The 22,035-nt window shown below is 61.7% G+C and carries 20 protein-coding genes; 9 read left to right on the forward strand and 11 right to left on the reverse strand.

Annotation, left to right across the window (positions count from 1 at the left end; all coding sequences use genetic code 11):
* From ACO07C_RS06610 to ACO07C_RS06635, 6 genes are all read right to left on the reverse strand, one after another.
* Window positions 1-1,245: a cysteine desulfurase gene (locus ACO07C_RS06610; protein ID WP_421917447.1), complete on the reverse strand. Its 1,245-nt coding sequence runs from the start codon at window positions 1,243-1,245 to the stop codon at window positions 1-3.
* Between the two features lie 4 nt (window positions 1,246-1,249).
* Window positions 1,250-2,518, reverse strand: a complete 1,269-nt coding sequence (sufD, locus tag ACO07C_RS06615; protein WP_421913395.1) for a Fe-S cluster assembly protein SufD — start codon at window positions 2,516-2,518, stop codon at window positions 1,250-1,252.
* A gap of 19 nt (window positions 2,519-2,537) precedes the next feature.
* Entirely contained in the window at window positions 2,538-3,293 is a 756-nt protein-coding gene (gene sufC / locus ACO07C_RS06620) for a Fe-S cluster assembly ATPase SufC (protein WP_421913396.1), read from the reverse strand.
* Window positions 3,286-3,573: a hypothetical protein gene (locus tag ACO07C_RS06625; RefSeq protein ID WP_421913397.1), complete on the reverse strand. Its 288-nt coding sequence runs from the start codon at window positions 3,571-3,573 to the stop codon at window positions 3,286-3,288. The genes sufC and ACO07C_RS06625 overlap by 8 nt, the downstream gene beginning before the upstream one ends.
* Before the next feature lie 253 nt (window positions 3,574-3,826).
* Window positions 3,827-5,344: a Fe-S cluster assembly protein SufB gene (gene sufB / locus ACO07C_RS06630; protein ID WP_421913398.1), complete on the reverse strand. Its 1,518-nt coding sequence runs from the start codon at window positions 5,342-5,344 to the stop codon at window positions 3,827-3,829.
* 185 nt (window positions 5,345-5,529) lie between these two features.
* Complete coding sequence (locus ACO07C_RS06635) at window positions 5,530-6,693, reverse strand: cysteine desulfurase family protein (protein ID WP_421913399.1); 1,164 nt, start codon at window positions 6,691-6,693, stop codon at window positions 5,530-5,532.
* Between the two features lie 237 nt (window positions 6,694-6,930).
* Here ACO07C_RS06635 and ACO07C_RS06640 point away from each other — a divergent pair, with 237 nt between their 5' ends.
* Window positions 6,931-7,605, forward strand: a complete 675-nt coding sequence (locus ACO07C_RS06640; protein ID WP_227347924.1) for an alpha/beta hydrolase — start codon at window positions 6,931-6,933, stop codon at window positions 7,603-7,605.
* 16 nt (window positions 7,606-7,621) lie between these two features.
* Window positions 7,622-8,272: an FMN-binding negative transcriptional regulator gene (locus ACO07C_RS06645; RefSeq protein ID WP_421913400.1), complete on the forward strand. Its 651-nt coding sequence runs from the start codon at window positions 7,622-7,624 to the stop codon at window positions 8,270-8,272.
* Window positions 8,273-8,317: 45 nt separating this feature from the next.
* On the opposite strand, the gene ACO07C_RS06650 is transcribed toward ACO07C_RS06645, so the two are convergent.
* From ACO07C_RS06650 to ACO07C_RS06665, 4 genes are all read right to left on the reverse strand, one after another.
* Window positions 8,318-8,974, reverse strand: a complete 657-nt coding sequence (locus ACO07C_RS06650) for a phosphatase PAP2 family protein (protein WP_421913401.1) — start codon at window positions 8,972-8,974, stop codon at window positions 8,318-8,320.
* 210 nt (window positions 8,975-9,184) lie between these two features.
* On the reverse strand, window positions 9,185-10,828 hold the full coding sequence (locus tag ACO07C_RS06655; protein ID WP_421913402.1) for an ArnT family glycosyltransferase: 1,644 nt from the start codon (window positions 10,826-10,828) through the stop codon (window positions 9,185-9,187).
* A gap of 47 nt (window positions 10,829-10,875) precedes the next feature.
* Window positions 10,876-11,211: a lipid-A-disaccharide synthase N-terminal domain-containing protein gene (locus tag ACO07C_RS06660; protein WP_421913403.1), complete on the reverse strand. Its 336-nt coding sequence runs from the start codon at window positions 11,209-11,211 to the stop codon at window positions 10,876-10,878.
* The gene (locus tag ACO07C_RS06665; protein ID WP_421913404.1) at window positions 11,204-11,938 is read right to left on the reverse strand and encodes a glycosyltransferase family 2 protein; all 735 of its coding nucleotides are present in this window, start codon (window positions 11,936-11,938) and stop codon (window positions 11,204-11,206) included. The genes ACO07C_RS06660 and ACO07C_RS06665 overlap by 8 nt, the downstream gene beginning before the upstream one ends.
* Between ACO07C_RS06665 and ACO07C_RS06670 the strand changes: the two genes are divergently transcribed.
* Window positions 11,850-12,113 carry a hypothetical protein gene (locus tag ACO07C_RS06670; protein ID WP_421917620.1) on the forward strand — a complete coding sequence of 88 codons (264 nt, stop codon included), beginning with the start codon at window positions 11,850-11,852 and terminating at the stop codon, window positions 12,111-12,113. The two genes, ACO07C_RS06665 and ACO07C_RS06670, sit on opposite strands and share 89 nt — an antisense overlap.
* 222 nt (window positions 12,114-12,335) lie before the next feature.
* A complete protein-coding gene (gene tyrS / locus ACO07C_RS06675; protein ID WP_421913405.1) occupies window positions 12,336-13,589 on the forward strand; it encodes a tyrosine--tRNA ligase in 1,254 nt (417 codons plus the stop codon).
* A gap of 58 nt (window positions 13,590-13,647) precedes the next feature.
* Here tyrS and ACO07C_RS06680 read toward each other — a convergent pair whose 3' ends face one another.
* Window positions 13,648-17,031, reverse strand: a complete 3,384-nt coding sequence (locus tag ACO07C_RS06680; RefSeq protein ID WP_421913406.1) for a DUF3971 domain-containing protein — start codon at window positions 17,029-17,031, stop codon at window positions 13,648-13,650.
* Window positions 17,032-17,137: 106 nt separating this feature from the next.
* Between ACO07C_RS06680 and ACO07C_RS06685 the strand changes: the two genes are divergently transcribed.
* The 5 genes from ACO07C_RS06685 (at window position 17,138) to ACO07C_RS06705 (ending at window position 21,977) form a co-directional block, all read left to right on the forward strand.
* The gene (locus tag ACO07C_RS06685; RefSeq protein ID WP_421913407.1) at window positions 17,138-17,605 is read left to right on the forward strand and encodes a peroxiredoxin; all 468 of its coding nucleotides are present in this window, start codon (window positions 17,138-17,140) and stop codon (window positions 17,603-17,605) included.
* A gap of 206 nt (window positions 17,606-17,811) precedes the next feature.
* Window positions 17,812-19,101: a M23 family metallopeptidase gene (locus ACO07C_RS06690; protein WP_421913409.1), complete on the forward strand. Its 1,290-nt coding sequence runs from the start codon at window positions 17,812-17,814 to the stop codon at window positions 19,099-19,101.
* A 256-nt stretch (window positions 19,102-19,357) separates the two neighbouring features.
* Complete coding sequence (locus ACO07C_RS06695; protein WP_421913410.1) at window positions 19,358-20,797, forward strand: FAD-binding oxidoreductase; 1,440 nt, start codon at window positions 19,358-19,360, stop codon at window positions 20,795-20,797.
* Window positions 20,794-21,537, forward strand: a complete 744-nt coding sequence (locus tag ACO07C_RS06700; protein WP_421913412.1) for a FadR/GntR family transcriptional regulator — start codon at window positions 20,794-20,796, stop codon at window positions 21,535-21,537. The genes ACO07C_RS06695 and ACO07C_RS06700 overlap by 4 nt, the downstream gene beginning before the upstream one ends.
* 2 nt (window positions 21,538-21,539) lie before the next feature.
* Window positions 21,540-21,977, forward strand: coding sequence for a VOC family protein (locus ACO07C_RS06705; RefSeq protein ID WP_421913413.1), 438 nt, complete (start codon window positions 21,540-21,542; stop codon window positions 21,975-21,977).
* Window positions 21,978-22,035: the final 58 nt, after the last annotated feature.

Raw genomic sequence — 22,035 nt, forward strand, 5'->3', positions numbered from 1 at the left:
TCACCCAAAAAACTTTCGCGCTTTTTCAAGCGCCTCGGCCAAAGCGTCGACTTCGGCCCTGGTATTATACATGCCGAACGATGCCCTGCATGTGGAGGTTACACCAAAGCGTTTCAACAGCGGTTGGGCGCAATGGGTGCCGGCGCGGACGGCAACGCCCTGCCTGTCTATCACCATCGACACGTCATGGGCATGAATACCTTGCAATTCGAAGGATATGATGGCGCCCTTGCCCGGTGCGTCGCCGAAGATACGCAGCGAGTTTATAGCCCGCAGCCGCTCATGCGCATAGGTCTTTAGGTCTTCCTCATGCGCGGCGATGCGATCGCGGCCGACGCTTTCCATGTAGTCGAGCGCGGCGCCCAGTCCGATCGCCTGGACGATGGGCGGGGTACCGGCCTCGAAACGGTGCGGCGGCTCGTTGTAGGTCACGATGTCTTCCGTCACCTCCTCGATCATCTCGCCGCCGCCCATGAAGGGGCGCATGCCGGCAAGAATGTCCTTCTTGCCATAGAGCACGCCGATGCCTGAGGGGCCGTAGACCTTGTGGCCGGTGAAGACGAAAAAATCGCAGTCGAGGTCCTGCACGTCGATCGGCATGTGCACGGCGCTCTGGCTGCCGTCGACGAGCACGGGAATTCCACGCGCATGCGCGATCCGCACGATCTCCTTGATCGGCGTCACCGTGCCCAGCGCGTTCGACATCTGCGTGATGGCGACAAGCTTCGTGCGGTCGGTCAGCCGTTTCTCGAACTCCTCGATATGGAACGCACCGAGATCGTCGACCGGCACCCAGACCAGCTTGGCGCCCTGGCGCTCGCGAATGAAATGCCAGGGAACGATGTTGGAGTGGTGCTCCATGATCGACAGCACGATCTCGTCGCCCTCGCCGATATTAGGCATGCCGTAGCCATAGGCTACCGTGTTGATCGCCGAGGTCGTGTTCGAGGTGAAGACGATGTTGTCGGTGCTCGGCGCATTGAGGAAGCGGCGCACCGTTTCACGCGCCTTCTCGTAAGCATCGGTCGCGGCGTTGGAGAGGAAATGCAGGCCGCGATGAACGTTGGCGTATTCCTGGGAATAAGCGTGCTGGATGGTATCCAGCACCACCTGCGGCTTCTGCGCCGAGGCGCCATTGTCGAGATATACCAGTGGCTTGCCGTAGACTTCGCGCGACAGGATCGGGAAGTCGCGGCGGATCGCCTCGACGTCGTAAAAATCCCCGATCTTGCCTGGAGCGTTCATCATGTCACCCGTGCACTACAAACCATTCGTCGAGCTTCGCTTCCAGCGCCTCGACGATAACCTCGTCGTCCAGTTCTTCGATCACCTCGGCGACGAATGCCTTGACCAACAGGCCCCGCGCGCTCTTCTCGTCCACGCCACGCGCCATCAGGTAGAACAAATGATTGTGGTCGATCTCGGTGACCGTCGCGCCATGGCCGCAGACCACGTCGTCAGCGAATATTTCGAGCTCAGGCTTGGTCGAGAACTCACCATCATCCGACAGCAGCAGCGTGTTGCAGGCCATCTTGGCATTGGTTTTCTGCGCATATTGATGGACGTTGATGCGGCCCTGGAAGACGCCGCGGGCCTTGCCTGTCACCACGTTGCGGATAATTTCCGTCGACGTCGTGTGCGGCACGGCATGGTCGAGCACCATGGTCACATCGGTGTGGGTGTCGCCGGCCAGAAGGTTGATGCCGCGCAGTTTGAAATCAGCGCCTTCGCCTGTCGTCTTGATCATGATCTCCTGGCGCACGAGCTTGCCGCCAGCGTTCATGACGAACAGCGTCAGTTTGGCGTTCTTGCCGATATCGGCCTTGAACTGCGCCAGATATGTCGCCGTTTCCGGCTGTTCCTGCACGATCAGCCACGTCACCTCGGCGCCCTCGCCGAGCACAAGCTGGCTGACCGAACTGACCAGAGCAGCCCCGCCACCCGTCTGGCGCTCGACGATAACTGCCTTGGCGCCAGCGCCGACGCGCACCGGCAGGCGGACATGGGTCTGGCCGCCAGCTTGCAGGTTCTGCAGTTCGAGGGGCTTTTCCAGCTCGGTGCCATCGGCGATGTCGACAAAGTAGCCATCAGCGACGAAAGCGGTGTTCAGCGCGCCGATCGCATCGTCACTGCCATAGGGATCGAGCCCTGGCGCGATACTGCCGTCGATCAACTTTTCCGAAACGCGCTGGAAGGTGACGCCGTCGATATCAGGCGTCTTCGCGTCGGATTTGCCGTTCAGGATCGCCAGAACGGCAGACCCTTCGACGATCGGCGCGACGGCCTTGGCGACGGCGGCCGGATCGAAGTCCGGCACCACATTCAGGAGTCGGCGCAGGTCCGTATAGTGCCAGGATTCGACGCGCCGCGTCGGCAGGCCGTGCTTGATCGCCTCGATAGCGTCGTCGCGCTTCAGCATGACAGCGCCATCGCCCGGCAGCAGCGACAGCCGGTCGCCGAACGCGTCGATCAACGCGGTTTCGGCCGGTGTCCGCTGCGGTTGTGTGTGCATATTCATCAGCTTGGCCTCAGGCATGTCACGCGGCTTCGCCGATCACGCCGGCATAGCCATTGGCTTCGAGGTCGAGCGCCAGCGACTTGTCGCCGGACTTGATGACCTGACCCTTGTAGAGCACGTGCACGCTATCGGGCACGATGTGTTCGAGCAGGCGCTGGTAGTGGGTGATGACCAGGAAGGCCCGGTCGGGCGCACGCAACGCATTGACGCCGTCGGAAACAATCTTCAACGCGTCGATGTCGAGGCCGGAATCGGTTTCGTCGAGCACGCAGAGCTTCGGTTCCAGAAGCTTCATCTGCAGGATCTCGGCGCGCTTCTTCTCGCCGCCGGAGAAGCCGACATTGAGCGGCCGCTTCAGCATCGCCATGTCCATGCTGAGCGACGCGGCGGCTTCTTTCACCCGCTTCAGGAATTCCGGGATCTTAAGCGGTTCTTCGCCACGCGCCTTGCGCTGCTCGTTCATCGCCACCTTCAGGAATTCCATGGTCGCGACGCCCGGTATCTCCATCGGGTACTGGAAGGCGAGGAAGATGCCCGACGTGGCGCGCTCGGCCGGATCCATTTCGAGGATCGACTGGCCGTTGTAGAGGATGTCGCCTTCGGTCACCTCATAGTCCTCGCGGCCGGCGAGGATGTAGGACAGCGTCGATTTGCCCGAACCGTTCGGGCCCATGATGGCGGCGACCTCGCCGGCTTTCACCGTCAGGCTCAGGCCACGGATGATTTCGGTGCCCGTCGAAGCGATGCGGGCGTGCAGGTTCTTGATCTCAAGCATTGTTCTTTTCTCTGAAATAATCGTCGTAAGTGATCGAATAGTCGGTGTGACGGCGCTGCAGCGCCTTGAACCACCAGAAGGACACGCCGAAGGCGATCGCAAAGACCGCGATTCCGGCATAGAGATTGACGAAGGCTGCCAAGAGGATGCCGGCGAACGCCGAGACGACGGTTGCGGCGGCATACTTTGCCATAGCGATGTTGCCCTCGCGGCGGACGGCCCAAAGCCGCCGCCAGCGGACGGCAAACCAGATGTTCTCTCTGGGAATGGGCGCACTCATCGATATCACCCAGCACCGCCATCGACTTTGTGCTGTCCCATCGGTCTCATTCGGTTAGCAACGCCCAACACCAGAAAGGCAGTAAAAAAGCAGGACACACCCAATACGGATAGCGAGCCTCCAACGTGCTTCAGAACCGGAAACTCGCCGATAGATCCGACGAGCGCCAACACAGCACCGGCTACCGCCAGGAACAGCGCTATCGCCAAGGCACCAAGTAGCACTTTTTCCAAGAGCTTCCGCATCTTCTCGACTAGCCTACCGAGCCTTCCAGCGAGATGCCGATCAGCTTCTGCGCTTCGACGGCAAACTCCATCGGCAGTTGCTGGATGACGTCCTTGACGAAGCCGTTGACGATCAGCGCGATGGCTTGTTCTTCGGGAATGCCGCGCTGCATGACGTAGAATTTCTGATCGTCTGAAATCTTCGAGGTCGTCGCCTCATGCTCGAACTGCGCCGTGGAATTCTTGGCTTCCATGTAGGGCACGGTGTGCGCGCCGCACTGGTCGCCGATCAAAAGCGAGTCGCAATTGGTGAAGTTGCGGGCGTTGGTTGCCTTGCGGTGCGCCGAGACCTGACCGCGATAGGTGTTCTGCGAGAAGCCGGCGGCGATGCCCTTGGAGATGATGCGGCTCGACGTGTTCTTGCCGAGATGGATCATCTTGGTGCCGCTATCGACCTGCTGGTAGCCGTTCGAGACGGCGATCGAATAGAATTCGCCTGAGGAATCGTCACCGCGCAGGATGCAGCTCGGATACTTCCAGGTGATCGCCGAGCCGGTCTCAACCTGCGTCCACGAGATCTTCGAACGGTCGCCACGGCAGTCGCCGCGCTTGGTGACGAAGTTGTAGATGCCACCCTTGCCCTCGGCGTCGCCGGGGTACCAGTTCTGCACCGTCGAATATTTGATCTCGGCATCGTCCAGCGCCACCAGTTCGACCACGGCGGCGTGAAGCTGGTTCTCATCGCGCTGCGGCGCGGTGCAGCCCTCGAGATAGGAGACGTAGGCCCCCTCCTCGGCGATGATCAGCGTGCGCTCGAACTGGCCGGTGTTCTTCTCGTTCATGCGGAAATAGGTCGACAGTTCCATCGGGCAGCGCACGCCCTTGGGCACGAAGACGAAGGAACCGTCGGTGAACACGGCGGAATTCAGCGTCGCATAATAATTGTCGGAGGTCGGTACGACCGAACCTAGATATTTCTTCACCAGTTCCGGATGCTCGCGGATGGCTTCCGAGATCGAACAGAAGATGACGCCGGCCTGCGCCAGTTCCTTCTTGAAGGTGGTGACGACGGAAACGGAATCGAACACCGCATCGACAGCGACACGGCCCGATTTGTAGACATTGTCGCCGGCTTCCTCGAGTTCCGAGGCGTCGGTCTTCTGCACGCCGGCAAGGATTTCCTGCTCCCTGAGCGGGATGCCGAGCTTCTCATAGACCTTCAGGATTTCCGGATCGACGTCGCTCAGCGACGTCGGGCCGGGCGTGCTCTTGGGCGCCGCGTAGAAGTAGATGTCCTGAAAATCGATCTTTGGATAATGAACGCGCGCCCATGTGGGCTCCTCAAGCGTCAGCCAGCGGCGATACGCTTCAAGACGCCATTCCAGCATCCAGGACGGCTCGTCCTTCTTCGCCGAGATGAATCGGATGATATCCTCGCTCAGGCCCTTTGGAGCCTTGTCGACAGCGATTTCGGTCTCGAACCCGTATTTATATTGGTCGACGTCGATCTTTCGGACCCGATCGATCGTGTCCTGCACAGCAGGCATCAGCGTTCTCCATCCACGCCGGGGTCAAGGCCCGACAGTTTTCAAACTATGGCATCGCCAACAGCACCCGAGGGCACCCGAGGCGGCGTAAGTTCCATATAGTGCGTTTCCGCCGGAATTTCACCCGGCCAGCTTGAAACGCACGGCTCTACCAGGCCAAACGGCCTGAATTCATTGTACCGCCCTCAGGCGGCCTGTTCCCGGCCTGCCCGCCGGGACGCTATTCCAGCAAGGGCGGCACGAAACAATGCGATTTCCCCGGCGCTTGTGGCCGCACCAATCGACACGCGAAGGGCTCCGAGGCCGTCGCCATGTCCCATGGCCTTCAGTACATGGCTTGGACCGACCTTTCCCGACGAGCAGGCGGATCCGGCAGACAGGGCTACACCGGCAAGATCGAAGGCAATCTGTGCCGTTTCGGCCTTGATGCCCGCAATAGCGAAGAATGTCGTATTGGCAAGCCGTGTCGCACCGGTTCCAAAGATTTCCGCGTCCGGCACCAGGCTCTTGACGATGGCCTCGACCTCGTCGCGGCGACGCCGGACGCTATCGATGTCCTTCAGGCCGGCGACGGCTTCCCGTGCCGCGGCGCCAAAGCCGGCGATCCCCGCGAGGTTCTCGGTGCCGCCGCGATGGCCCTTCTCCTGGCCACCGCCATTGATGAGCGGCTTCGGCATCATCAGATCGGACGAGGCGATGATGGCCCCGACACCCTTGGGCCCGCCGATCTTGTGCGAGGATAGAATCAGGTAATCGCCGTAACCCGCTGACATGTCGATGTGAATTCGCCCAGCTGCCTGTACGGCGTCGACAACCAGGATACCGCCCGCCGCCTTGACGATTTCGGCGACCCGGTCGATGGGCTGGATGACGCCGGTCTCGTTGTTGGCTGCATGCAGAGCCACAAGCGGCAAGCCCTCGGCCTTGTCATGAGTGGCGAGAGCCGCCGCCAATGCGCCGAGATCAATGACACCGTTGGCATCGACGCCGATCCGCGTGACCAGCGTCGCCGGGAAGCGCCCGCCATTCAAGAGGCAGGGGTGATCGGCCTCACTGACATAGAGCCGGCTCATGCGCACCGATGCGCGCCCCATCCGCCAATCCGAGGTGAGCAAGGTCGAAGCCGCTTCCGTCGCGCCGGAGGTGAACACGACGTGCTCGTGCCTGGCGTTGACCAGCGACGCGATATCGCGCCTGGCAGTCTCGATGAGCCGCCGTGCCGCGCGCCCCTCGGCATGGACCGATGACGGGTTGGCCGAAATGTCGAGCGCCGCAACCATGGCGTCACGCGCCGAGGCTAACAGCGGCGCGCTGGCATTGTAGTCGAGATAGGCGCGTATCGCGGTCATTTCCCTTCAATTGGTCCCGTCAAAAGCCATTCCGCGAGCGTATCGCGTTATTTCCTTGAAATTCCAAGGCGAGCCGTCCTATTTACGCGGCTTGCGGCGCGGATGGACAAGCTGTTTTTTGGCCATCCAGTTTTGAACAATTCTAAACTAGCTTCTAAGAAGACGCTCGCCCTGCGTCAAGGCCAGAGGAAAAGTTGTTCCGGGCGCCGCGCATTCGTATGCCAAGTGGAGTATTTTATGCCTGAGGTCATTTTTACCGGTCCGGCTGGTCGCCTGGAAGGCCGTTATCAGCCGTCCAAGGAAAAGAGCGCGCCGATCGCCATCGTCCTGCATCCGCACCCGCAGTTTGGCGGCACGATGAACAACAAGATCGTCTACGACCTCTTCTATATGTTCCAGAAGCGCAATTTCACCACGCTTCGCTTCAATTTCCGCGGCATTGGCCGCAGCCAGGGCGAGTTTGACCATGGCACCGGCGAGTTGTCGGATGCCGCCGCGGCGCTCGACTGGGTCCAGTCGCTGCATCCGGATTCCAAGAGCTGCTGGGTGGCGGGCTATTCGTTCGGCTCGTGGATCGGCATGCAGCTTCTGATGCGCCGGCCGGAGATCGAAGGCTTCATCTCGATCGCACCGCAGCCCAACACCTACGACTTCTCGTTCCTGGCGCCCTGCCCGTCGTCGGGCCTGATCATCCATGGCGATGCCGACAAGGTGGCGCCGCCAAAGGATGTCCAGGGCCTCGTCGACAAGCTGCACACGCAAAAGGGCATCACGATCACCCAGAAGACGCTGCCGGGGGCGAACCATTTCTTCGCCAATGACGCGGACCTTCTGCTGGAAGAATGCGCTGATTATCTCGACCGCCGGCTTGCGGGCGAGTTGTCGGATCCACGGCCCAAGCGGCTGAGGTAGCAAAGAGCCGATCGCGATGTACGAGCCCCCTCTCTTCCAGGAGATTCGGCAGGACGTGCTGCACGGGCTGATAACAGCGCACCCGCTTGGCATGCTGACTTCCAATGGACCGGAGGGGCCGGTCGCGAACCTGCTCCCGTTCCTGCTCGACGCCAATGTGCCGCCAAACGGCCGGTTGCGCGCCCACCTTGCCCGGGCCAATCCGCAGTGGCGTCTTCTTGCCGACAATCCGGCGTCACCCGTGCTCATCGTCTTCCAGGGTGTGGACAGCTATGTGACGCCGTCATGGTATGAGACCAAGCGTGAGACCGGCAAGGTTGTGCCGACATGGAATTATGCCATGGTCCAGGTGCGCGGCATGGTAAGGGTGATCGAGGACCCGGATTGGCTGGCGCGGCAGATCACGGAACTGACCGCGGCCCACGAAGGCCGACGCGAAGCGCCGTGGGCCGTTACCGATGCCCCAGCCTCGTTCATCCAGTCGCAGATCAAGGGCATTGTCGGGCTGGAGATCGAGATCACCGACATGCGCGGCAAGTGGAAAGTCAGCCAGAACCGTCCGGTTGCCGACCGCGTCGGCGTTGCCGAGGGCATGGAAAACGAAGAGCCCAATTCGCCCGAGATGGCCAAGTTGGTAAGATCCTATGGCGGGCTGGACAACCCTTAAGCGTTTCGCGTCCTAACGGACCCATCCGAAGCGCGTGTGCTCTAGCTAGCCGACCCGCTTCGCTTCGCCGAACCATGTCAGCCGAAACGTCTTCTTGCGGACCGGAAGGCCTGACCGCACCTGACGAAACATGAACCCAAGGCGGGCAAAGACCAGCGTCGAAGCTACGGCAAAGGCAAAGCCGAGCCCAAAGCCGGCGACCGTGTCGCTTGGATAGTGTGCCCCGACGAAAACCCGCGTGGACGTGAGGATCGCGGTAAGCGCCAGCGCAATGTACCAGCGCTTCGGAAACAGCAGGAGAGCGATACCAAAGACGGCCCCCATGGTGGTGGCGTGGCCGGATGGGAATCCGGCAAAGCTTGCATCCATCGCGAAGGGGTGCAGGGACAGAACGCCAAACTCTTGAAAATGCGAGGGACGAGCGCGGCCGATCGCGTATTTCAGCACGTTGACGGCGAGACCGGACAGGCCAACCGCACTCAGCACCAGGAATGCCAGCGACGTCCAGTTGTAGGCCAGCATCAGGGTTCGCCGTGAAAGGCTTCGCCAATCGGTCAGATTGGCGACGACGAGCAAAAGTGCCGCGGGTATGAGATACCAGCCGCCCAAGGCGAACTGGGTGAGAAAATCCGCAAGCTTGACGAAGCCCGGCGGCCATTGGTCCCGAAGCATTCCGGCGGGAAGGTCGAGGCGAACAAACACCGCCGCTGTAGCCAGTCCCCACACAAGTACCCAGACCGGCCATTTGATGCGCGGATAAGTGGCTGGACGCGTCGCAAAGCGCTTCCTCGCGATCCGTAAAGTGTCGCGAAAATTATCAACCGATCGGCGCGGCATCGCAAGCAGCGCGGCGGAGATGGAAGTGCGCGATTTCAGCAGCATTTGAGGCCGGACCCTATCACCGAACAGCCGTCATTGGACCATTCGGTAGAGGCCGAGGGACATCTTCTCACCTGACGAATAGTTGATGCCGTCGATCACGGCGACACGGTTCGCCGACTTGCCCTGCCCCGTCAGGACACCATTCAGTTCCTGTTCTTGTTTGACTGGCGCCAATCCCATGGCACAGGCAGGATCCGCGAGCATGTGTTGGGCGACGCCTTTCACATCGGTCAGCAGCGTATTCGTGCCGACGAGGAACACCAGGCTTGGTTCCTGGAAGCCAGCCGAAGCCAGCACCGTCGTGTCGCAAGGGCGATTGGCTTTTACGGCCGCCTCGATCGCCGGGCTCAGCCATATCGGTTTCAAGGACGGCGCTATGACGCCGAACAGCAGGGCGTAGCCAATGCCCGCGCAGACCGCGGCGGCGCCAATGCGGCTGACGGGAACCCGTAGCTGCCGCGAAAAGGCCAGATAACCGGCCGCGAGCATCGCGGCGGCCGCCGGAATGCTCCACCAGGAAAAGGCATGGGAAAGATAGATCGGCGCGCCAATGCACAACGCGGCGAGGCCAATGGTGACCGTGCCCAGGCCAAAGGCGGTCGCCCACCACAACCATACCTGCCAGCGTTTCAGCGGCGCATTCGCGTCCTGCGGCGTCAAGGTCAGGAGCCATCCGACCAGCAGGGCCATTGCGGGATAGGCGGGCAGGACATAGTGCGGCAGCTTGGTGGGGATCAGCTCGAAGACAAGCCAGAACGGAATGTACCAGGCGAGGCAGAACCGGACCCGAGGATCGTCGCGCAGCCGATTGATCCCCTGGAGCCCGGCGCCCACCGCCATCAGGCCGAACGGCCACATGAACAGGGAATAGGTCAGCACATAGAAGCCGGGCGGAACGCCATGCGATTCCGCGCCTTGCGAGACCTTGCCCATCAGATCCTTGCCGACCGCCTGCTGCAGGAAGGCCCCACCGCTCTTCCAGGTGATGAGGGCGAGCCAGGGCAGAACGATGACGAGAACAAGGGCCAGGCCGCGCCCGGCCTTCAGCTTCGACAGCCAGCGCCAGTCCCGCTCGAAGGCAAAAAGCACGACGATGGTCAGCGCCGATATCAGCGGCGTGATAGGCCCCTTGATCAGGATTCCCGCGCCCTGCGCGATCCAGAACATCCATCGCAAACGGCCGGGCACGGGTTCGTTCCCGCGCGAAGCCATGTAGATCTGCGCCAGCGCGCCCTGCGCCACAACGCAACAGGCGAGAAGCATGGCATCGGTCTTGGCGTCCCGCCCCTCGAAGGCGGTCGCGAAAACGGCGGCCATGATAAGGCCTGCGGCGAGGCCGGCGTTGGCGCCAAAGAGATTGGCGCCCGTCCACGCGGTCGCGACAACGGCGATCGCGATGCCCAGGACCGAAACCAGGCGGTACACCCAGATTGGCGCCCCGGCTCCCTGCCCGCTCAGGATCACGGCCGCCGACTGCAACCAGTAGATTCCGATCGGCTTCTGGTAGCGCGTGCCTTCCTGGAACCGGATGTCGACATAATTGCCGGTCTCGGCCATCTGCTTGGTGGCCTGGACGAAGCGTGGCTCGTCGCGGTCGAGCGGCGGCATCGCAGCCAGACCGGAAACGGTCATCAGCACGCTGAACAGGAAGAGAAAGATGTAGTTCCTGTTCATCGCGATATCCCAGCCCCTCGAACCGCTTGCTTCAAAACGACGGCCGCTCAGTCGACCTTCGTCATCGCCGCCGCCCGACGCTCGTTGGCGATCAGCCAGAGATTGCGGACGTAGATGAACATGCCCATGGCCTGGCCGGCGATGAAAACCGGATCCTTGCGCTGGATGGCATAGATCAGCAGCAGCCCGCCCCCGAACAGCGAGAAGAACCAGAACGCGATCGGCACCACGCTGCGCTTTGCCTTCTCCGATGCGACCCATTGCACCACGAAGCGCATTGTGAAGAAGAACTGCGCGACGAAGCCGAGCAGAACCCAGCCATCGAACTGCAGCACAAAAACCTGGTGTATCCAGCTCGCCAGTTCCTGAAGCACGTTAGCCATGCCTGATTTCCTCTACCTTGGGCATTCGGCGGCGCCTGCGGCGCAGCCACCAGACGCCGCCGAGATCGAGGGCGCCCTGCAGGCCACGGTCGAAAATTCCGTAATTCGAGCTGCCGTGGCGGCGCGACCTGTCGACCACATCGCAATGAACGACGCGATAGCCCTCTTGGATGACCAGTGCCGGAACAAAACGATGCGTGCCATCGAAGAAGGGCAATTTGCGGATGATGTCGGTGTGCACGGCTTTCAGGCCGCAGCCGGTATCACGGGTCTCGTCATGCAGGATGGCATTTCTCAGCCAGTTGGCGAAACGGGACGCCAGTTGCTTGACCTTGCTGTCGCGGCGCTTCAGGCGTTGACCCTGAGCAGCACCGAAACCAGGTCCCGCCTGACGCAGTGCATCGACCAGCACCGGAATGTATTTCGGGTCGTTCTGGCCGTCACCATCGATGGTGGCCACGATGTCACCCTTTGCCGCCCAGGCGCCGGAGCGCACGGACAGAGACTGGCCGGCTGATTTCTCATGCCTGAGGTGGCGAAGCGGAAATGGGCGAATGGCGGCCTGAGCAGCGAGCACGTCGGCCGTTTCGTCGGTCGACCCATCGTTGACGACGATCACCTCGAAGGCGCGCCCGCTCATGGCCGCGCCGATCTCGTCCAGCAAAAGCGGCAGGTTTGCCGCCTCGTTCCGGCATGGAATGACAATGGATATCAATGCGTCCGGCATATCATGTGAGGCTCTGTCGCGGGATATGGCATTCGATGGGTGCCGTACGGTGCCATTCCAGACTTTGAGCTGCAAGAACCTGGCGGCGCGGCGCCTCATTACGCCAGCCGAAACGATGACGCAAGCATTCGCGCCCTATGCCGCATCGTTTCAGGGGATCGTTGATGTGATCTGAAAAACGTTCCAGATCCAGGCTGGGCAGTGCCATTGGCTATTCGATTGGAGACGTCATCCAAAGAAGCGGATTGTCACTTTTTGCTGATCGCGCATTCCCCATGACGCGCGATCGCACGCAAAACCGGATTCCACTTTTGCTGATCGCGCTTGGATGCTAAACGCGCGCGTTCATGCACGCCACGGCCAAACAGCACCGGCCGGAGCTTTCGGGAAAGAAAACATGTCCGCCTTCAAATCCGACTTCCTGCGCACGATGAGCGAGCGCGGCTTCATCCACCAGACCTCGGATGATGCCGGGCTCGACCAGCTCTTCGCCAAGGAAACGGTAACCGCCTATATCGGGTTCGATGCAACTGCGAAGAGCCTGCATGCCGGCTCGCTGATCCAGATCATGATGCTGCATTGGCTGCAGCAGACGGGCCAGAGGCCGATCGCGCTGATGGGCGGCGGCACCTCGATGATCGGCGACCCGTCCTTCAAGGACGAGGCGCGCAAGCTTCTGACGCCAAAGGACATCGACGACAATCTCGCCGGCATCCGCCGCAACTTCATGCCTTACCTCAAATTCGGCGATGGCCCGAATGACGCGGTCATGGTGAACAACGCCGACTGGCTGATGGAGATCAACTACGTCAATTTCCTTCGCGATGTGGGCCGGCATTTTTCCGTCAACCGCATGCTCGCCTTTGATTCCGTCAAGCTCAGGCTCGACCGCGAACAGTCGCTGTCGTTCCTCGAATTCAACTACATGATCCTGCAGGCCTATGATTTCGTCGAACTCTACAAGCGCCTTGGCTGCCGGCTGCAGATGGGCGGCTCCGACCAGTGGGGCAACATCATCAACGGCATCGACCTTGGCCGCCGCATGGAAGACGCGCAGCTCTATGCGCTGACGACGCCGCTTTTGACCACCTCTTCGGGCGCCAAGATGGGCAAGTCCGCCTCGGGCGCGGTCTGGCTGGATGCCGAAATGTTGAGCCCGTATGAGTTCTGGCAGTACTGGCGCAATACCGAGGACGCCGATGTCGGCCGTTTCCTGAAGCTCTACACGACATTGCCGCTGGACGAGGTGGCGCGGCTGCAGAAGCTCGGCGGGTCCGAGATCAACGAGGCGAAGAAGATTCTCGCAACCGAAATCACTGCCCTGCTGCACGGCCGCGAGGCAGCGGACGGGGCAAGCGAGACCGCGCGCAAGACATTCGAGGAAGGCGCGCTTGCCGAGTCCCTGCCGAGCATCGAGATCGACAAGGCGGCCCTCGAAGCCGGCGTCGGCATCCTGTCACTGTTCGTCACCGCTGGGCTCGCAGCCTCCAACGGTGAGGCGCGCCGGCATATACAGGGCGGCGCGGTACGGCTCAACGACCAGCCGGTGTCGGACGACCGCCGCGTGGTGACGCTTCAGGACCTGAGTCCGGAAAACGTCCTAAAGCTCTCGCTGGGCAGGAAAAAACATATTCTGGTGCGGCCGCTTTGATTGGACCGTATCCATCCGATGATCAGGATGGACCTCTCCGTTTTCACGCCATGAGCGCCTAGCGATATTCGAAGATAGACCTGAATATTCCGGGCGCGATGACAGACAGTGGATTGATGTCGAGAACCGGCTTGTTGGCATTGCCCTTCAGCCGGTAGGTGACGCCGATCAGGCCGCGATCGCGGCCATTGCCAAGCAGCGCCCCCACCAGCGGAAGCTCGCCGAAAATGCGGTTGAGACCATAGGCCGGCATGAACGTGCCGGTCATGTCCATGTTGTTGTTTTGATCATAGAGCGTCCCCTGGAAGGTCGTGCCGATCCTTGGGCCGCGCAACACGCCATTTGCCAGTTTCAGATAGCCGCTGCCCTTGTCGATCTCGGCAAAGCCGCGTTCGAATTGGACCCGCGACGTGTCGAGGTTACCTTTGACCGCCTCGTTCAGGCTGCGCTTGTCGCCGGCCGGCGTGGTCGAGACGATCGATGCGAGCTTCGGCTCGTTGACCACGAAGAAGTTGCTGGTGTCCACCTGCCCCTTCATTGGGCCGTCGCTGGCGCCGGCCAGCGCAAGCGTGAGAGACCCGCCCTCCATATGCTCGTAGATATTGAGGAACCGAAGGATCGCCCCAGCGTCGGCGGATTTGACGCTCAGCGCGCGCCTGCCATCGCCGGTGGTATTGCTGATGGCTATGGCGGCACCCGAACTCGCAGTGGCGCTGACTTTCAGCCCATTCACCTTGGAGCCGGCGGCACTGTAGTCCAGTTTGAGATTCGATAGTTTCTCGTCGTGGAAGCCAGTCAGTGAATCCACATTGGCGCTGACGGAAATCGCGTCGGAACCCGTGGTTTTTGTGGCGGTATCGACATCGGAGGTAAATTGCTTGATCAGCGAGCGAGCATCCAGCGCACTGCCCGATATGTCGACCGCATAGGACCTGCCCGACCGCTTGACGGAGATGGCAACGTCGTCATCCCTGTTCAACGTGACCTTGCTGAATCGTGCCGACGACAGGCCGTTGTTGACCAGCACCACGTTGCCATCGATGGAGAACGTTTTTCCGCTCAGGTCGAAATTGGACAGCGTGGTGGTGTCGCCGGATTTTGTCATGACGAAGCTGACGTTGGCGGGAATGCCCGGTCCCTTGCTCCAGCCCGCCCATGGGATGTCCAGCTTGGCATTCGACAAATCCGCCGAGACGTTCTGGTTGCCATCACCGCTTTTGTCGATCGCCACCTTGATCGTCCCGGAAAGCAGCGGCGACAGGCCGGGCATGGCGCTTGCCCGCGTCTTGTCGTCGAGCACAAGCGCGACTTTCCTGCTGCGCGGCGGACCATCATCCTTGAGCGGCTCGACCAGGTCGAGTTCAGCCGAGATGCCGTTCAACTGCGCCTTGGCGGAGATCACGGCTTTTTCCGGATCCACCGTGATCGCCCCGTCGGCATTGGTGACTGTCTGACCTTCGAATGGCTTGGCCAGCGAAAGCCCGGTGTAATCAAGCGATACCAGCCAATCGAGTTTCGACGTATCAACCCCGGACGTAAGCGGGATATCCGCCCTGACGTGCCCCGTCACCGAACCTGACAGGTCTCCGGCCGCAAAACCGACATTGCGCATGGCGTTGATCGGCTCGTAGGACGCGAGTTCGGCAATCGCGGGAGCCTCGCCGGCAACGTCGATGTCAAGCGAACCAATCACAGGCGGCAGGTTCGCCGCCTTCACCGTCAGCTTGCCATTGCTGGCCGCAACGGTTCCGCCGCTGGGCATGAAGACAGTGCCCGAAGACAGCGCGATATCGACATCGTTGCCATGGAACGAGACCATGCCAACAGCATCGCGTATCGGGGGAATGCGGCCGGCCGTGTCGAAACGCGCGCCCTCGATCTGGAAGCGACCGAATACTTCTTCGGAGCCCAGCGGGACACCATTGCCGAGCCGCCCTGGAGCCACCTGAAATTGCAGATTCGCGTCGACGACGCGACCACCGAACAAGTTCTCCAGCACCCAGAGCCTGGCGCCACGCGCGGTAAACCACGGCCACAGCTGCTTGACGTGCGACACCGGCATATCGTGAATGTTGACTGCCATCGAGACGCCCGGCGCCTTTCCGTCGACGAACTGGACGGTCGCGGTACCCAACGCTTCGCTTGTGGAACCGGACCTGATCCCGATCTGCTCCGCCATGAGCTTTTGGCTTCTGGTCTGATAGACACCGGCGACGCGGGCGATGAAATTGAGAGCCGGCTCGGGCGATTCCGACGGCGCCAGCGTCGAACCGTCACTGGTCAGATCATAGCGATAGGACGGTTCGTCATCCGCGGCCCCGGTGGCCGGCTTCGGCCCGATCGAGCCCGCGAAATTGAATGTCGAGCGGCCGGTCTTCAACAGCAGCTTGTCGACCTGTATCTTGTTGCTGCCGGATACGAGGGTCGTATCGACATCGACATCGGACGCAAGCAATCCACGCGGACCGAGATCGAGCACGGACCCGGTCAACGACAAGGCCGCCGTCAGCCGCGACATGCCGTCACCCGTGCCCTGCGTGCCTTCCAGCTTCAACGCAACGGCACCCAATTTGCCCCCGGTCGCCGCCGTTGCGCCATCGGGGTCCGCCATTTCAATGCTCGCATCGAGCGCTGTTACGCGCCGCGTCGCCGTGTTGCGTGTGGCCGACGCGGCAATTGTCAGCCTCCTGCCATCGATGTCGAGGCTGGACGAGAATGCCATGCTCGAGGACCCGGACTGCTGAACAATGGCGTCCGCGACGATGACCGATTTGACCGAGCCTGCAGCGGGCAGCACGAACTCGACATTGTGAAGGTCGATCCGGCGCAGAGAATCCTCGCGCACGGCGTCGAGCCCAAGATTGACGTTCTCAAAGACCGCCGTGGACAGCTTGTCCGGATCGATGAGACCGTCCGCATTGCGCAGCGCGGCCAACCAGTCGCCGCCAGACGGCATCGACGCCATGACAATGCGCGCGTCGGAAATCCTGGCGCTGGTTAGCCTCACCTCGCCCCAAAGCAGCGGGATCAGGCGCACGCCGAAACGCACGCGCCCGGCATCGGCCATCGGTCTGCCATCGGACGTCTTCAGGCTGACATCGTTCACCTGAAGCGCCACGAAGCTCGATCCGTCGAGCGTGATGCGAGCCGGCCCCATCGAGGCATCGATGTCGAAGCCGACAAGCTTCTCGATGGCGGCTTCGGCCTCGGCGCGCAGCCGCTCCGACCCAAATCCGGACGCGCCGACCACATAAACGACGAGAGCCGCCAGCAGAACGAAAGCCGACAGGCCCGCGACCAGACGCCCGAGAATGCGAAAGCCGCGACCGATCGAGGCCTGGCCGAGTGGCGGCACGCGGCAGGCGGACGGAAGAGCGCCCAGGTCGGTGATCTCGTCACGCCTGAACTTGATCTTCTCGTGCTGCGGCTGCTCCTGATCCAAGGAATTTTCCGTTGTATGAACTAGCGGATGAACTCGACGTGGACGAATCCACGGCTGACACTATATCGGTGCGACTTCGCGCGTAACCTCAAACAAGGGCACCGATATGGCTGATCTAGACGTAGGCGATCTTGCACCGCAATTCGAGCTCCCACGTGACGGCGGAGGAACGCTCAGTCTTGCTGCATTTTCTGGAAAACCAGTGGTCCTCTATTTCTATCCACAGGACGACACCACGAGTTGCACGCAAGAAGCGATAAGCTTTTCGCAGCTGAAGCCTGAATTCGAAAAAGCTGGCGCCGTCGTGGTCGGCCTGTCGCCGGACAGCACGAAGAAACACGACAAGTTCAAGTCCAAACACAACCTTACCGTCGATCTCGCGGCCGACGAAGAGCGCAAGGTGATCGAGGCCTACCATCTATGGGTGGAGAAATCGATGTATGGCCGTAAGTACATGGGCGTCGAACGCGCAACGTTCCTGATCGGCGGCGATGGCCGCATTGCCAGGGTATGGCGCAATGTTCGCGTAAAGGGGCATGCTGAAGAGGTTCTTGAGGCCGTCCGCGCTCTTTGATTCGCAAGAAACAGCCTGCAAATCGCCCGCCGCTTGTTCGAGCGGCGGGCGTCTTGTTGTTTGCGCTCGGCGGCAAGGGAGAACCGCCTGCAACCCGCCACGCGTTCTACGGGCAATTCCCATCGGCGGTCAGGCGCCGCAAAGCTTTGTTAACCTTAATAATGTGTATTTGGCCTGTCGTGGTGTCGTAACGAAAGCTTGGTCCCGTGAACGCAACCGGTCAGTCGGCAGTCTTCGGCAGACGCAAAGAACCCCACACGATTATCATCGCCCGGGGCGATCAGATACGACACTTCACCGTGCGACCCTGGATAGCGACATTTCTCGGCTCCGCGCTGGCCGCCATGGCCATAGGTTATCTGCTGGCGACATCCTATCTCGTCTTGCGCGACGATCTGATCGGCGCGACGACGGCACGGCAAGCGCGCATGCAGCAAGCCTACGAAGATCGCATATCCGCGCTTCGCGCCCAGGTCGACCGCATCACCAGCCGGCAGCTTCTCGACCAACAACTGATGGAAACCAAGGTCGGCGAATTGCTGGAGCGGCAGACGCAGCTCAGCCAGCGCCATGGCCGTCTCGGCCCTCTCATCGAACGCGCGGAAAACGAAGTCGGAACGCCGCCGCCCGAAGCTGCGGCACCTGTCGGAAAGCCTGACCAGCATGCAGAAGTGACGGGCGGCATCGGTGCTGCCCAGGCCTACTCCGTTGCCAGCCTCGGCGCTGGCGATACCAGACCGTTCTCGCTGTGGTCGACACGCTCCGATCCGGTTGCCAGTGAATCGTCGGCCGACCGGGCCGACAAACTGTTCGTCTCGATCAATCAGTCGCTGAAAGCCATCGAGACCGAACAGCTTACGCGTATCGCCACGCTGGCCGACAATGCCTACAAGAGCGCCGACGCCATCACCCAGGCCCTTTCGGCGGCCGGCCTGCCGGTCGACAGCGATTTCGGCAAGGGCGACAGCGATGTCGGCGGGCCACTGATACCGCTCGACAGCTCGATGATCTTCGACAGCAAGGTCAAGGAACTGGACGAGGCGCTGGACACGCTCGACCACCTCAAGAAGGAAGCCCGCCGGCTGCCGCTCGCGAACCCCGCGCCAGGCCATTCCGTCACCAGCCCGTTCGGCGTGCGCACCGACCCCATTCTGGGCACCGCCGCGTTGCATTCGGGCATGGACTTCAGGGCTCCCGTCGGCATGGCGGCCAAGGTCACGGCACCCGGCGTCGTCACCAAGGCCGGCTGGAACGGCGGCTATGGCCGCATGGTGGAAGTGGATCATGGAAATGGGTTTGCCACACGCTATGGGCATCTAAGCGAGATCGACGTGACGGTGGGCCAGAAACTCAATGCCGGGGATGTCATCGGCAAGACCGGCAGCAGCGGCCGCTCGACAGGACCGCATCTTCACTATGAGGTCCGCCACAATGGCGAGGCGATCGACCCTCTGCGGTTCCTGACGGTCGGCAAGAAGGTCGAACAGTACCTTTGAGGCGGCTAGCCTTGCGCTGATCAGACAGGCCAGCCATCCCCTTTTGATCCTAGACGATTCAGCGAGCGCTAAACGCCAACGGGCCGGCGTTGCTCTCGCGCCAGGAAACCGCTTTGCTCCCTGGACAGCGCTGGCAGGCTAGCCGCACCTCCACCGAACATCAGCAAGCGCCCTCCCCGCGTTTTGCCGTTGACTCGAACTAGGTTGTAGGATGATATGCATAAGCATACTCCATAGCATTGGTACTGACCCGATAATGACCGTCCACGGCATCACGCCCGAAGTTTTCGCTGCCATGGAGGGCATTCTGGGACAGGGTGGCGTGGCGGCCGATGCCCACGAGATGGCGAAGTATCTCGGCGACTGGTCCGGCGACCATCACGGTGGCGCCCTGGCGGTGCTGAAGCCGGCCTCGGTCGCCGAGGTTCAGGCAGCTGTGCGTCTGTGTCATGCACTCGGGCTCGCGATGATCCCGCAAGGCGGCAATACCGGGTTGGTCGCGGGGGCCATCGACATTGGGCCAGACCGAGGCGCGGTCGTGATCAGCCTGGAAAGGCTGAACCGTATCCGCCTTATCGACGCCGACAATTTCATTCTTCAGGCCGATGCCGGCTGTGTCCTGCAACACATCAAGGACGCAGCCGAGAACCAGGATTGCCTGTTCCCACTCGCACTTGGTGCACAGGGCAGTTGTCAGATCGGCGGCAACGTCGCAAGCAATGCCGGCGGCGTCAACGTGCTGCGCTATGGAATGGCTCGCGATCTTATCGTCGGCCTGGAGGTGGTGCTGCCGGATGGCGAGTTGTGGAACGGCTTTTCCGGTTTGCGCAAGGACAATCGCGGCTATGACCTGAAGCAAATCTTCATCGGCTCGGAGGGAACGCTGGGCGTTATCACCGGCGTCGAAGTCAAGCTGTTTCCGAAGCCTCGCCGGGTCGAGACGGCGTATCTGGCCCTCCCCTCGTTCGAAGCAGCGGTTGCGCTGTTCGGGCGAGCCCGACGCGAATGCTCGGACCTGACGTCAGCCTTCGAGATCATCGGCGCGGAATGCATGGAGCTTGCGCGCCTGGCCGACCCGAAGATCACCGCGCCGGTGACAGCTCCTGTTCACGTGCTGATCGAACTGTCGTCGGGCGGCGCCATTGATCTGCGCGCCCTGCTGATCGATTTCCTGGCTGGCGCCATGGAAAGTCGACTCGTCACCGACGCGGTCCTGGCCGAGAGCGGCGCACAGGCCAAGGCGTTCTGGGCCATCCGGGAAGGTCTTGTCGAAGGCCAGGGCAAGCGCGGCTATCACGTTCGCACCGATCTTTCGGTCCGCATCTCCGACATTCCCGCGCTGATCGCACAGGCTCGCCATCTTGTGTCAACGGAGCACCCTGGCTGGATCTCCCAGGCGTATGGCCACGCCGGCGACGGCAACATCCATTTCAACGTGCTGCCACCACTCGGCCTTGCCGAGGCGGAGGCACGCACCAGGGGCAGCGCCATCACGGCAGGGCTGTACGATATCGTCAATGCGCTCGGTGGCTCAATCAGCGCCGAGCATGGCATTGGCCGGACCCGCCAGCGCGTCTACTGGACGGGAATGTCTCCTGTCCAACGTCATCTCGTCAGCACGCTCAAGACTGCCATCGACCCCAGCGGGTTGATGAATCCCGGCTGCCTATTTCCCACGGCGGAGAGTGTTTCATGAAACAACGACTGGCTGCCATCGGCACTGTCGAAGCCCTGCCGCACAGGGTCGCGGCTTTCCTCAGCCGCGAGATCGAGTCCGGCGATCTCAACCCGGGCAGCCTGCTGCCGACGGAGCAGCAATTGTCCGAAAAATTCGGCGTCAGCCGCAACGTGGTGCGCGAGGCGATCGCGCAGTTGCGCGCCGACGGCATGGTCGAGGCGCGGCAGGGCATCGGCTCCTTCGTCCTGGCGCCTGAGCAGCGCGCCTCCATCCGCATCGACCGCGAGACACTGAAGGAAGGCCAGAACATGGAGCGGCTGTTCGAGCTGCGCTGCATCCTCGAGGCCGAGTCCGCGGCACTTGCCGCCGAGCGGCGCGACCGGCAGCATCTCGACGCCATCAAGGCCGCACTCGACCGCATGAGCGGCGAGGAGCGCTGGGAAGACGGCAGCATCGACGCCGACCTTCTGTTTCACCGAGAAATCGCCCGGGCGACCGGCAACAGCTACATCCACACCTTCATTTCCTTCGTCTGCGAACAGATCAGGCGCTCGATCTACTACGCACGGCAGACCAACCCATTGCATGACCTGGTGGAGGTCAATGTCGGCGAACATGTGCGCATCTACGAGGCGCTGGTCGCTGGCGACCCGGCGGCCGCGGAGGCAGCGATGCGCGCTCACATCATCGGCGCCGCCGACCGGGTCGGCGTCAAGCTGCCCGCATCGCGCGCTCGGCATACCGACGGAGACAAATAGCCATGTCGATCGCAACCACCTATCGAATTTCGGACGTCTGCCTGCTTGTCGAGGATATCGAGCGTACGGTGGCGTTCTATGTGGACAAGCTCGGCCTCCGCCTGCGCCGCCGCGCCGAGGGCTTTGCCGACTTCCATGGCGAGGGCGTGACGCTCGCCGCCTGGGAGATCGGCCATATCAGCCATCACACTGGGGTATCCAAGCTGCGTTCGCCGCGCCACGCTCACAAGGTCTGCGTTGCGGTCATGCTCGACGCGCCCAGCGAGATCGATCGCTTGTACGCCGAACTGACCGCCAAGGGCGTTCCCTTCCAAGGGCCACCCGAGGACTACGTCTGGAACGCGCGCTGCGCCTATTTCACCGACCCGGATGACACACTCTGGGAACTCTACGCCTGGCTCGACGGCGGCCCCGGCGATTACCACGACGAACAGCCGTAGGCGACATCGCGCCCAGGGAACGGCGCGCAATCAAGAGACGACACAAGTCTTGCAACAG

Source organism: Mesorhizobium sp. (genome assembly GCF_965229135.1).
Lineage (GTDB): Bacteria > Pseudomonadota > Alphaproteobacteria > Rhizobiales > Rhizobiaceae > Mesorhizobium.